Origin of the sequence: Pseudomonas guariconensis (assembly GCF_015680235.1) — a bacterium.
Taxonomy (GTDB): Bacteria; Pseudomonadota; Gammaproteobacteria; order Pseudomonadales; family Pseudomonadaceae; genus Aquipseudomonas; species Aquipseudomonas guariconensis_A.
In genome coordinates, this window is record NZ_JADLJL010000022.1 from 74,485 (window position 1) to 85,906 (window position 11,422).

Annotated in this window: 11 protein-coding genes and 1 tRNA gene; 3 read left to right on the forward strand and 9 right to left on the reverse strand. The window is 65.1% G+C overall.

Annotation, left to right across the window (positions count from 1 at the left end):
- Positions 1-3 precede the first annotated feature (3 nt).
- Entirely contained in the window at positions 4-804 is an 801-nt protein-coding gene (locus IRZ56_RS15865; protein ID WP_196145795.1) for a cytochrome c, read from the reverse strand.
- A 67-nt stretch (positions 805-871) separates the two neighbouring features.
- Positions 872-1,048, reverse strand: coding sequence for a hypothetical protein (locus IRZ56_RS15870; RefSeq protein ID WP_196145807.1), 177 nt, complete (start codon positions 1,046-1,048; stop codon positions 872-874).
- A gap of 286 nt (positions 1,049-1,334) precedes the next feature.
- Between IRZ56_RS15870 and IRZ56_RS15875 the strand changes: the two genes are divergently transcribed.
- A complete protein-coding gene (locus tag IRZ56_RS15875) occupies positions 1,335-2,069 on the forward strand; it encodes an amidotransferase (RefSeq protein WP_196145796.1) in 735 nt (244 codons plus the stop codon).
- Between the two features lie 130 nt (positions 2,070-2,199).
- On the opposite strand, the gene IRZ56_RS15880 is transcribed toward IRZ56_RS15875, so the two are convergent.
- The 3 genes from IRZ56_RS15880 to IRZ56_RS15890 all read right to left on the reverse strand — a co-directional run bounded on the left by IRZ56_RS15880 (position 2,200) and on the right by IRZ56_RS15890 (position 4,847).
- Positions 2,200-3,171: a magnesium and cobalt transport protein CorA gene (locus IRZ56_RS15880; RefSeq protein WP_196145797.1), complete on the reverse strand. Its 972-nt coding sequence runs from the start codon at positions 3,169-3,171 to the stop codon at positions 2,200-2,202.
- Positions 3,172-3,341: 170 nt separating this feature from the next.
- On the reverse strand, positions 3,342-4,061 hold the full coding sequence (locus IRZ56_RS15885; RefSeq protein WP_196145798.1) for a lysophospholipid acyltransferase family protein: 720 nt from the start codon (positions 4,059-4,061) through the stop codon (positions 3,342-3,344).
- 96 nt (positions 4,062-4,157) lie between these two features.
- The gene (locus IRZ56_RS15890; protein ID WP_196145799.1) at positions 4,158-4,847 is read right to left on the reverse strand and encodes a crotonase/enoyl-CoA hydratase family protein; all 690 of its coding nucleotides are present in this window, start codon (positions 4,845-4,847) and stop codon (positions 4,158-4,160) included.
- Positions 4,848-5,136: 289 nt separating this feature from the next.
- Here IRZ56_RS15890 and IRZ56_RS15895 point away from each other — a divergent pair.
- A tRNA-Ser gene (locus IRZ56_RS15895) sits at positions 5,137-5,226 on the forward strand.
- A gap of 137 nt (positions 5,227-5,363) precedes the next feature.
- Here the strand turns inward: IRZ56_RS15895 and IRZ56_RS15900 are convergent.
- The 4 genes from IRZ56_RS15900 to IRZ56_RS15915 form a co-directional block, all read right to left on the reverse strand.
- Positions 5,364-7,520, reverse strand: a complete 2,157-nt coding sequence (locus tag IRZ56_RS15900; RefSeq protein ID WP_196145800.1) for a TonB-dependent siderophore receptor — start codon at positions 7,518-7,520, stop codon at positions 5,364-5,366.
- A gap of 133 nt (positions 7,521-7,653) precedes the next feature.
- Complete coding sequence (locus IRZ56_RS15905) at positions 7,654-8,031, reverse strand: hypothetical protein (RefSeq protein WP_196145801.1); 378 nt, start codon at positions 8,029-8,031, stop codon at positions 7,654-7,656.
- A 117-nt stretch (positions 8,032-8,148) separates the two neighbouring features.
- Positions 8,149-9,336 carry an MFS transporter gene (locus tag IRZ56_RS15910; RefSeq protein ID WP_196145802.1) on the reverse strand — a complete coding sequence of 396 codons (1,188 nt, stop codon included), beginning with the start codon at positions 9,334-9,336 and terminating at the stop codon, positions 8,149-8,151.
- Positions 9,337-9,414: 78 nt separating this feature from the next.
- A complete protein-coding gene (locus tag IRZ56_RS15915) occupies positions 9,415-10,170 on the reverse strand; it encodes a 3-oxoacyl-ACP reductase family protein (protein ID WP_416766396.1) in 756 nt (251 codons plus the stop codon).
- Between the two features lie 112 nt (positions 10,171-10,282).
- Between IRZ56_RS15915 and IRZ56_RS15920 the strand changes: the two genes are divergently transcribed.
- Positions 10,283-11,221, forward strand: a complete 939-nt coding sequence (locus IRZ56_RS15920) for a LysR family transcriptional regulator (RefSeq protein ID WP_196145804.1) — start codon at positions 10,283-10,285, stop codon at positions 11,219-11,221.
- Positions 11,222-11,422 lie beyond the last annotated feature (201 nt).

Sequence of the window (11,422 nt, forward strand, 5' to 3'; positions counted from 1 at the left end):
TATTCAGGGTTTGCGCTTGGCCATATGCGCCAGGTAGGCGATCAGGTCGTCCAGCGCCTGATCGTTCAGCACGCTCGGTGCAAACCCCGGCATCCGCGCCTGGGGCCACTGCCGCAGGCTTTGTGGGTCGCGGATATAGCGCCGCAGGAACCCCGGCTGGAAATACTCGGTAGGGTTGTAGGGCACGTTCAGGTCCGGGCCGAACTGCGCATCCCCCGCGCCATTGAGCCGGTGGCAGGCCAGGCAGTTCTGTTGGAACAGGGCGAAGCCACGGCGCACCGGGTCGTCCGCCGGCAGTGCGGGGTCGGGCAGCAGGGCAGGGAAGCGTATCTGCACCGGGGCCAGGCGGCGGATCGTGGCGATCTGGAACGGCCATTGTTCGGGGCGAATGCCGCTGGCCTGGGGGTTGGTCCATACCAGGTAGAACGGCCCGGCGCTTGGATTGCCGTCGCCCAGGGCCGGCCAGGGCTTGGCCGGGTCTTCCACGGCCAGCCACGCCTGTGCCGGCCCGCTTTGCAGCAAGGGCCCGGCGGGCATCTCGGCAGCGAAGCCATCCAGGGCCACGGCTTGCAGGTGATCGTTCGCCGTCACGCCCTCGAGCAGTACGTTCAGCGGCACGGCGCGGTAGAGCATTGGGCGTTTATAGGACACGTCCTGGTCGATGCGGATATCCCGGGCCTGCGGGTGGGTCAGCAACTCGGCGCTTTGCCATTGGCGCGAGCGCTCACCCAGTTCCAGGTGCAGTTGCGCCGCCGACAGCGGCAGGCAGAACAGGAGTGTCAGCAGGGCGAGGCAGCGACGCATGGGCAATCTCCAACCGGTCAGGGGTGGCAGATTACCTGTGCGGTGCCTGCAATGGCCACGGCTGCTTTCATCCGAACAAGCGTGTCAGGTTCGGCAGGATGAGCAGCAAAGTCGTGGCGAAGAGAATGAGCCCAGCTTGGCGTACTTTTGGTTGTTTGATCATGGCGGACCGCCTTCTTGTTGTTATTCCTGAATAGCCCTTGGCTTCCTTGTCTCGCTTCGGGTCGATCACGACGGCGTACACGGTACGCCGGTCCTGCATGCCTCTTTTTTTCTGGATATACAACCAACAGTAGGGGGTACGTCATCCCTGTTTCAGAACCCTTTGTTCTATTGGTTTTTGAATTGATTCATTTCGTTTATGAGGCCATGTGCCAGCTCGCTGGCAAGCTCTGGCTAGACAGCTGCGCTCCTTGCGCCGTACCGCTTGAAATTCGTGACCGTTCGTCAGAGCATCCTACTTGCTTGTACGGGGCTTTCGCGTCAGTCTCTACAGCAAATTCCCACACACGTCGTTCAGGACTATCCCTATGTCGTTACGCATCTGCATCCTGGAAACCGATGTCCTGCGACCGGAGCTGACCGCGCAGTATCAGGGCTACGGAAGGATGTTCGAGCAGCTGTTCTCGCGTCAGCCGATCGCCGCCGAGTTTCGCGTGTACAACGTGATGAACGGCGAGTACCCGCCCGAAGGGGAAACCTTCGATGCCTACTTGGTGACCGGCAGCAAGGCCGACTCGTTCGGTGCGGACCCGTGGATCCAGACGCTCAAGGCGTACCTGCTCAAACTGTACGAACGTGGCGAGAAGTTGCTGGGCGTGTGTTTCGGCCACCAGGTGCTGGCGCTGGTGCTCGGCGGCAAGGCCGAGCGGGCGGGCCAGGGCTGGGGCCTCGGGATCCATCGCTACTCGTTGGCGGCCCATGCGCCGTGGATGGACCCTGAGGTTTCCGAGTTGACCCTGCTGATCAGCCATCAGGACCAGGTGACCGAGCTGCCCGAAGGCGCCACGGTGATCGCTTCGAGCGATTTCTGCCCCAACGCGGCTTACCACATCCGCGATCAGGTGCTGTGCTTCCAGGGCCACCCTGAGTTCGTCCACGAATATTCCCGCGCCCTGCTCGATGCACGCCAGGATGTGTTGGGGGACGAGGTGTACCAGCGGGCCATCGCCAGCCTGTCGGAGGAGCACCAGGGCGACCTGGTGGGCAAGTGGATGCTGCGCTTCATCGGGCATTCGGACAAGGCCAGCGAACACGCCGCGTAAGCGCATGCCTGCCATGGCCCAATCGCCGGCAAGCCGGCTTCCACAGAGACCGTGCTATCCCTGTGGGAGCAAGAGGCCGTGCTATCCCTGTGGGAGCCGGCTTGCCGGCGATTGGGCCGCGCAGCGGCCCCTATAGCCAACCCGAGCGCTTGAAGCTGGCATACAACGCCGTACAGCCAACCCCGATCACTCCCAGCACCCCGAAATACCCGTAATGCCACCCCAGCTCCGGCATATTCTCGAAGTTCATCCCATAGATCCCGGCAATGGCCGTGGGAAACGCCAGGATCGCCGCCCAGGCCGCGAACTTGCGCTGCACGATGCTCTGCCGCGAGGCTTCGAGCAGCATGCCGATCTCGATGGTCTGGCTGGCGATGTCGCGGATGCTGGCCAGGTCTTCCATTTGCCGGGTGACGTGGATCTGCACATCGCGAAAATACGGGCGCATGTTCTTGTCGATGAACGGGAAGCTCAGGCGCTGCAGTTCCTCGCTGACTTCCACCATGGGCGCCACGTAACGGCGCAGGCGCAGGATGTCGCGGCGTAGGCTGTGCAGGCGCTGGATGTCCTCTTCGCGCAGTGAATTGCTGAGCACGCTCTGTTCGAGCTCCTCGATCTCGCCGTGGATGGCCTCGCTGACCGGCTGGTAGTTCTCGGTGACGAAGTCGAGCAGGGCATAAAGCACGAAGTCCTCGCCATGCTCGAGCAGGAGCGGGCGTGCTTCGCAGCGCTGACGCACCAGGGCATAGGACTTGGAGTGGCCGTTGCGGCAGGTGATGATGTAGCCAGCACCGGCGAAGATATGGGTTTCGATGAATTCCAGCTTGCCCTCATGGCGCACCGGCGAATAGGTGACGATGAACAGCGCATCGCCGAAGGTCTCGAGCTTCGGTCGGCTGTGCTTTTCCAGCGCATCCTCGATGGCCAGTTCGTGCAGGCCGAACTGGCGCTGCAGGTTGGCCAGCTCCTCGGCGTTGGGCTCTTCCAGGCCGATCCAGACGAAGTGCCCAGGCTTGCGCGCCCATTCGCTGCCTTCGTCGATGCTGATATTGGTGACCTTCCTGCCGGCGCTGTACACCGCCGACGCCACGACTCGCCCCATGGTTACCCGCTTCTTCGATTGAACACCCGCTACAGCTTGGGCTGTGTAGGGCCATAGAGCAACTTTTGCCATGCGGGCGCCATCGCGGGGCAAGCATGCGCAGAGCCTGTAGGGAAGATGCAGGCCCGTCGTGGGAGCGGGCTTGTCCCGCGATGGGGCCGGCGCAGGTCTCAGCCGTTCGCCAGCTCGCCTTCCATCCGGTCGATGCACTGCTGCATCTGCGTGCGGCATTGCTCGATCAGCGCCGGCAGGTCCTGCTGGCTCATGCCCGTCGTGGCGATGGGCGGCAGCGAGCGGACGATCACCGTGCGCTGGCGCCAGCTGTTCAGACCCAGGCGCCGGCTGTAGCGGCTGACGCACACCGGCACGATCGGCACACCGGCCTCGACGGCCATGTGGAACGCACCTTTCTTGAACGCCAGCAACTGCTCGCCCGGGTTGCGGGTGCCTTCGGGGAAGATCCAGATCGACGTGTCGTCGCGCAGGATGCGCGTGGTCACCTGCATGGCCTTGCGCGCCTGGTAGGCGTTCTTGCGGTCCACCAGCACGTTGCCGCCGAGCCAGAACAGTTGGCCGAACAATGGAATCCAGCCCAGGCTCTTCTTGCCGATGGCGACCGTGCGCCGGGGCACCACCTGGCCGAGGATGAACAGGTCGAAGTTGGACTGGTGGTTGGCGACGATGACGCAGCCCGGCGGCTGGTCCCACAGCGGGCCGACCTCGGCCTTGACCTTGATGCGCATCAGCCAGGCAGCAGGCAGGCTGTAGAGGCGGGCGAAAACGCGGCTGTTGTCAGGGTTGAACGGGCGGCACAGGCCGATCACCAGGCCTGCCACGCCGACGAACAGGAAATGCAGCGCCAGAAGGAGCATGCGAAGCATATAGAGCATGATACGACTCACACCAGACAGTCGCGGCGCAGTGTACGGCTGTGCACTGTCTGGGGCAAACCTTGGGTGGGCTGCCGGGCGGTAAGGGGCTGGGACTCAGCCCAGGTGCTGCTGGTCCCGCACGATGGCATCGTCCAGGGCATCGAGCAGGCCCTGGCGCACCTTGAGCTTGGTGTTCTTGTGCGCCAGCATGTTCAACTTCTTCAGCTCGCGCGCCGCCGCCAGGGCCGCTTCCTGCAACTGTTCGGCCGGCACCACCTTATCGAGAAAGCCCGCGTCCACCGCTGCATGAGGGTCGAACACCTCGGCATTGATCACCGAACGGTGGAAGGCCGAGCGCCGCAGGCGGTCGCGCGCCAGTTCGATACCGGCATGGTGCATGGTCATGCCGATCTGTACTTCGTTCAGGCAGATCTTGTAGGGGCCCTCGACGCCGATGCGGTAATCGGCCGACAGCAGCAGGAAGGCACCCTTGGCCACTGCGTTGCCTGGGCAGGCGACGATCACCGGGAAGGGGTGGCTGAGCAGGCGACGGGCGAGGGTGGAGCCGGCAGTGACCAGGTTGACCGCCTCTTTGGGGCCCGAGGTCATGACCTTGAGGTCGTAGCCGCCGGAGAGGATGCCCGGCTGGCCGGTGATGATGACTACGGCGCGCTCGTCCACGGCGCGATCCAGGGCGCTGTTGAAGGCGGCGATGACGTCCGGCGAGATGGCGTTGACCTTGCCGTTGTTCAGGGTCAGGGTGACGATGCCGTCTTCGGCGTGGTAGGTAATCAGCTCGCTCATGGCAGAGTCCTTTGGATGACGTGGCGATGACGTTACCCAGCGCTGGAGCCCAGGTAAAGCGGCAAGGCTGACTGGCCGGTCAGCGTCTGCGCCGCGCACCTTGCCCTGTCGGGGCAGGGCTGCGACGGCGGGTAAAAGCGCAAGGCAGATTGGCAGCATCGCCCTGGCAGCCCCGGTTTTGTGGCCGGCAGGCTTAAGCGCATGAAAATTCTGAAAAAAATGCTTGCCAAAGGAAAGGGCTTCTACTAAATTAGCGCGCCTCGACAGGCTGAACTGCTTGAAGAGATCCGGTGAAGTGTCCGAGTGGTCGAAGGAGCACGCCTGGAAAGTGTGTATACGAGAAATCGTATCAAGGGTTCAAATCCCTTCTTCACCGCCACATTCCGCAAGAAGCCCCCGCGCTGAAAAGCCCGGGGGCTTTTTGTTTTCCGGGGCCGAGCGCAGGCCCCAAGCCGTGCGATCCCGTGTAGGAGCGGGCTTGCCCCGCGATTGGGCTGCGCAGCAGCCCCAAAACCCTCAGAAACTCACCGACGCCGACAACCGCGCCGTCCTGGGCGCTCCCTGGAACAGGTAGTTGTCCCCTAGGTAATCCCCCACATCCCGCCAATAACGCTTGTCGAAGAGGTTATCCACCGTCAGCCGCCACACGGTGTCATAGCCACCGATACGCGTGCGATACCGGCTGCCGACATCGAACACGGTATAGCCGCCCACCTCGACATTGCCCGCCGAGCTTGCGTACTTGCTGGCGCTGTAGCGCACCCCGCCAAGCAGCGCCAGGCCAGGCACCGGCAGGCTGTAGTCGGCCTGCAGCGCGGCGCGCAGGCGCGGTACGTTGATTGCCTGGTGCCCTTCGTAGGCGTCGGTATCGCTGTTCTGCACTCGCGCGCGGATGGCCGCGGCGCTGGCCTGCAGTTGCAGGCGCGAGGTCACCCAGCCGCTGGCGCCCAGTTCCAGGCCGGTGTTCTTCTGCTGGCCCTGCTGCACGTAGGTGAAACCGTCGCCGTCGGGGCGTGCGTACTGGTAGGCCTGGCGGATCTGGAACAGCGCGGCGCTGAAGCTCATGCCCTGCCAGTCGTGCTTGATGCCCAGCTCCACCTGATGCGACAGGGTGGGGGCGAGGATCTCGAAACGGTTTTCGGCGAACCAGGGCGCGGTGCCGCCCGCAGACAGGCCTTTCGCATAGCTGGCGTATACCGTGGTGTCCGGCTGTGGCTTATAGATCAGCGCAGCGTTGGGCAGCAGCTGGTACTGCTGGGTATGGCGGTCGGGAAGCCCGTTTTCCTTCCAGGTTTTCTCGTCCAGGCGTACTTCGCGGGCACCGATGACGGCCTGCCAGTGTTCGTTGAAGGTGATCCTGTCGCTGATGAACAGGCCGTACTGGCGGCTGTCCAGGCGGCGTTCGCTGGCGCCGACAGGGGCGCTGGCCGGTGGCACGGCGGGAGCATCGTCATCGATGTTGCCGCTGCCAACGCCGATGTTGTAATAGGGCCGCTGGTCGAGGGTGCGGCGCTGCGCGCTGGTGCCGACAGTCAATTCGTGGCCCACGCCCAGGGCGTCGAAGCGGCCATTGAGCATGGCCTGGGCTTCGTCGATGCGCCGGGTGTCGTCCGGGCTGCGGAAGTCGTAGATGTCGTAGTCGCCTTCGGGGCTGAAATAATTGGGTACCGCGGCCGTGGCGCAACTGGGGGCGCCGTAGCAGCCCCAGGCAAACGCACTGTAGTCATCGATCACCACCTTGCTGCGCGATGCGCTCAAGGTCCCGCTCCAGGCGTCGTTGAAGCGGTACTCGAACTTTCCGCCCAGGTTCAGCGAATCGTTCTGCACCGGCTTGGCCCAACGCTGGTAGGCCAGGTGGTCGCCCGGGTCGACACCGTGGGGGACTTCGCTGCCGCCGAGCAATTGGTACCCGGGCACCGAGTACTGCTCGCGGTGCTGGTATTCGACGTCCAGCTGCAGGGTGGCATCGGGGTTGATCTGCCAGTCGAAGGCCAGGGAGGCGAAGTCGCGTTTGCCGTCGGCGTGGTCGACGTAGGAGCGGATATCTTCATGGGCCAGGTTGGCGCGCAGGCCGAACTGGCGCTCGCTGCCGAACCAGCCGCCCAGGTCGGTGGCCAGGTAGCGCTCGCCTTGTTCGTTGCTCGACACGCTGATGCTGCGCACCTCCTCGGGCCGCTTGGTCACGTAGTTGACCAGCCCGCCAGGCTCCGACACGCCGCTTTGCAGGCCCGACAAGCCCTTGAGCAGCTCGACCTGCTGCTTGTTCTCCAGGGCCACGTTCTGTTCACCGGCGATGGTCTGGCCGTTGATCCGGTAGCTGCTGGCGGCATTGAGCTCGAAGCCGCGCACGTTGAAGTTCTCGTAGTAGCCGACCGGGGCGTAGCTTTCGCCGACCGAGGCGTCGCTTTGCAGCACCTCGCTGAGCATGCGCACCTGGCGGTCTTCGAGCAGCTGTCGGCTGAACACGCTCACCGAGGCGGGGGTGTCGAGCAGCGGCGCGGCCTGAAAACCACCCACCTGGGCCTCCCTAGCCTGGTAGCCCTCGTCTTCCTTCACCTGTGTCACGTGCAGTGGGGCCAGGGTGACGCTGTCGTCGGCCAGGCCCTGGGCGCTGTGCAGGGCAAGGCCCAGGCCAAGCAGGCCGAGGGGCAGGCGGGGGCGAAGCGGGGTCATGCGGGCTCCTTGAAAGCGGGCGTGCCGAGGCGGCGGGCGGGCAAAAAGGGCGCCATGGTAGCAGGCACGAAGGCGCCCGGCGCCTGCATTTCACAGGTGCTCGGCGACTGAAACGATTGGGCGCGAGGAAGATTCAGCTGGCCGGCGTTTTCTGCCGTTTGCGCCAGGAATCGTCGAGCTTCGACCAAGTCTTGCCGTCGGTGACGGCCATCAGTTTGCGCCCGTCCTTGAACGTCGCCAGGAAGGTGGCTTGTTCTTCCTTGCCGCCCAGCCAGAGCCCCGCCAGCAGGCCGACCGGCCCTGCCACCAGGGCACCGGCCACGCCCCAGCCCAGGGCGCCGCCCAGGTTGCGGCTGGGCTCCAGGCTCGCAAGCCGAAGGTCCTGGATGCGCGTGAGCGAGATGCGCTCGCCGGGGGAGGGGCTGCGCGCGGTCCTGAGCGTGAGCGATCCATTGCGGTACTCGCCTTCACCTTGCAAGAAATCGCCGGATTGCACCGTGAGCCTTGTCATCGTGTCGTCCTGTCCGGGAAAGGGCTGTGACCTGCGCCTTAATGAGCGCTGTGGCTGCCGGCAAGTCAACGGCCAGGCGACGGAGGGTCTTCGCGCCCACAACAAAGAGCGTGCAAACTAGACCGCTTGCATTGCCCCCTTGCGCCGACGTTCGGCCATCGCCCACACCCCCAATGCCACGGCCCCGATGATCAGGCCCGCTGTGACGATCCCCATCCAGCCCTGGCGCTGGAACAACTGGGTCCCCAGCAGCGACCCCAGCGCGCCGCCGATGAAATAGCAGGTGATGTACCCCGCGTTGAGGCGCGTACGCGCTTGCGGGCGCAGCACGATCACCGCGTTCTGGTTGCTCACATGGATCAGCTGCACCGCCAGGTCCAGCAACAGGACGCCGACCAACAGCGCCACCAGCGAGCTTTGGGCGAAGCCCAGCGGCACCCAGGACAGCAGCAGCGCCACCAGCCCGACCGTGGTGCCCAGCGAACCCTGGCCACGGTCGGCCAGGCGCCCGGCCCAGTTGGCCGACAGCGCGCCTGCGGCCCCGGCCAGGCCGAACAGGCCGATCACTGCATCGGAGTAGTGGTAGGGCTCGTTGGCCAGCAGGAACGCCAGCGGTGTCCAGAACAGGGCGAACAGGCTGAATGCCAGCAGGCCCAGCAGCGAGCGCAGGCGCAGTACCGGCTCTTCGATGAACAGGCGGAACACCGAGCCGATCAGCGCTGGGTATTTCAGCCCGGCATGGGTGTGGTGTTGCGGCAGGCTGCGGTACAGGGCGATGGCGGTCAACGCCATCAGGGCTGCGGCCAGTACGTAGATGCTGCGCCAGCCACCGAGTTCGGCCATGAAGCCTGCGGCGGTACGGGCCAGGAGGATGCCCAGCAGCAACCCGCTCATCAATGTCCCGACCGCGCGGCCGCGTTGCTCCGGGGCGCTGAGGGTCGCTGCCATGGGCACCAGCACCTGCGCTACCACGGAAAATAGCCCGGTCAGCGCCGTGCCCAGCAGCAGCCACGGCAGGCTGGGTGCACAGGCGCTTATCACCAGGCCAAGGGTGGCGATGGCCACCATGCAGATGATCAGCCGACGCTGCTCGAACATGTCGCCCAGCGGCGCCAGCAGGAGCAGGCCGGCGCCGTAGCTCAGTTGCGCGGCGATGACGATGGTTCCGGCGCTGGCGGTGTCCAGGCCGAATTGCTCGGCAATGCTGTGCAGCAGCGGTTGGGCGTAGTAGTTGCTGGCCACGGCCAGGCCGGTGGCAGTGGCCATCAGCAGGATCAGGGCGCGGCTCAGGGCTGGGGCGTTCATCGTGGTTCTCATGGCAGGCGAAAGTGCAGCAGTATCAAGAAATGTCCGCCCAGGCGCTATCCCGGGCAACGAATGGCCTCAGGCCGCGAAGCCGCCGTCGGCCGTGAGGCTTGCCCCGGTGATGTAGCCTGCTTCCGGGCCGGCCAGGTAGGCGACGAAGCTGGCGATCTCCTCGGCGTGGCCATAACGCCCGATGGCCATGAGCGGGATCAGGCTTTCGGCGAAGTCGCCCGTGGCCGGGTTCATGTCGGTATCCACCGGCCCGGGTTGCACGTTGTTGACGGTGATGCCCCGTGGGCCGAGGTCACGCGCCATGCCGCGGGTCAGGCCGACCAGCGCCGACTTGCTCATGGCGTACGGGGCGCCACCGGCGAAGGGCATGCGTTCGGCGTTGGTGCTGCCGATGGTGATGATCCGCCCACCTTGGCCCATGTGGCGGGCAGCGGCTTGGCTTGCGACGAACACGCTGCGCACGTTCACCGCCAGCAAGCGGTCGAAGTCGGCCAGGTCGAATTCGGTCACCGGTGCCACGGCGAGCACGCCGGCATTGTTGACCAGGATATCGAGACGACCGAAGGCCTTCACCGTGGCGTCCACCGCCTGCTGCACGGCGGCGGCATCGGCGCTGTCGGCGCGCAGGGCCAGGGCTTGGCCGCCCTGGGTGTCGATTTCGTTCGCCAGGGCCTCGGCAGGGCCGGCGGAGCTGACATAGGTGAAGGCGACCTTGGCGCCTTCCTTGGCCAGGCGCCGCACGATGGCAGCGCCGATGCCACGGGAACCGCCCTGGACCAGGGCGACCTTACCGTCGAGGTTGAATGCGTTGGACATGCTGATCTCCTGCGTGAAGCAAGGCCGGATGCCTTGGATGGGCGCAGTATCGTCCGTGGATTACCCGCTGATAAGATGGCAATCGCTATCAGCAGAGTAAACCTTGGGTTGATGATCAATGGCCATGGAATCCTTCAGCACCCTCGAGTGCTTCATCCGCAGCGCCGAGGTCGGCAGCTTCGCCGAAGCGGCCCGGCGCCTGCACCTGACCCCGGCCGCGGTGGGCAAGAACGTCGCCCAGCTCGAGGCGCGCCTGGGTGTGCGCCTGTTCCAGCGCAGCACCCGCAAGCTGACCCTCACCGAAGCGGGGCAGCGTTTCCTGGGTGAGGTGAGCGACAGTTTCCGCACCATCCAATACGCCATGGCTAACCTCGCCAGCGCCGAAGGCCAGCCGGCTGGCGCATTGCGGGTGAGCATGGGCACGGTGTTCGGGCGGCTGTACGTGTTGCCGCTGCTCGGCGAGTTCCTGCAGCGTTATCCGGCGATCATCCCCGACTGGCATTTCGACAACCGCCAGGTGGACCTGATCGGCCAGGGGTTCGATGCCGCCATCGGCGGCGGTTTCGAGCTGCCGCCCGGCGTGGTGGCACGCAAGCTGACCCCGGCGCACCGGGTGCTGGTAGCAGCTCCTGGGTATATGCAGCGCCATGGGCCGATCGACCAGCCGGAGGCCTTGCCAAGGCATGCCGGGATCTTGATCCGCTCCCCGCAGACCGGCCGTGTGCGCTCCTGGCCGCTGACCAGCCGCTGGCAGGAGCAGCGGCCGCTACAGTTGCAGCAGGCCATGACCATGAGCGACTCCGACGCTGCCTGCGTGGTGGCCGAGCAAGGGTTGGGCATCGCCCTGGTCAGCCTGCCGTTCGCGGTGCCGTACCTGGTGGCCGGTCGATTGCAACGGGTGCTGCCGGACTGGTACGTGGACGATGGGCATATCAGCCTGTACTACGCCGAGCACAAGTTGTTGCCGGGCAAGACCCGGGCGTTCATCGATTTCGTGATACAGCGGTTCGCCGAGCAGGGGTTGGCGACGCGGTTCAATGCCCTGGAAGTGCTCTAGATCGGTGTAGCCATCGAAGCATAACGATTTGATTTTGCATGCCTTTGTGGGAGGTCACACAGCCCAAAGGGCTGGGTGACCTCCCACAACAAGCGTACACAGGGCCTGTGGGGCTTGCCCCGCGATTGGGCCGGGCCCGCTATCACCGCCGCCAAGCAAGGGCTTCGCCCTTGATCGCGGGACAAGCCCGCTCCCACAGGG

Coding starts and splice junctions, on each gene's coding strand:
- IRZ56_RS15880 (WP_196145797.1), bottom strand. CDS start 3,171: ATGGGGCGAGTCGTGGCGTCGGCGGTGTACAGCGCCGGCAGGAAGGTC.
- IRZ56_RS15890 (WP_196145799.1), bottom strand. CDS start 4,847: ATGAGCGAGCTGATTACCTACCACGCCGAAGACGGCATCGTCACCCTG.
- IRZ56_RS15865 (WP_196145795.1), bottom strand. CDS start 804: ATGCGTCGCTGCCTCGCCCTGCTGACACTCCTGTTCTGCCTGCCGCTG.
- IRZ56_RS15900 (WP_196145800.1), bottom strand. CDS start 7,520: ATGACCCCGCTTCGCCCCCGCCTGCCCCTCGGCCTGCTTGGCCTGGGC.
- IRZ56_RS15875 (WP_196145796.1), top strand. CDS start 1,335: ATGTCGTTACGCATCTGCATCCTGGAAACCGATGTCCTGCGACCGGAG.
- IRZ56_RS15910 (WP_196145802.1), bottom strand. CDS start 9,336: ATGAACGCCCCAGCCCTGAGCCGCGCCCTGATCCTGCTGATGGCCACT.
- IRZ56_RS15885 (WP_196145798.1), bottom strand. CDS start 4,061: ATGCTCTATATGCTTCGCATGCTCCTTCTGGCGCTGCATTTCCTGTTC.
- IRZ56_RS15905 (WP_196145801.1), bottom strand. CDS start 8,031: ATGACAAGGCTCACGGTGCAATCCGGCGATTTCTTGCAAGGTGAAGGC.
- IRZ56_RS15920 (WP_196145804.1), top strand. CDS start 10,283: ATGGCCATGGAATCCTTCAGCACCCTCGAGTGCTTCATCCGCAGCGCC.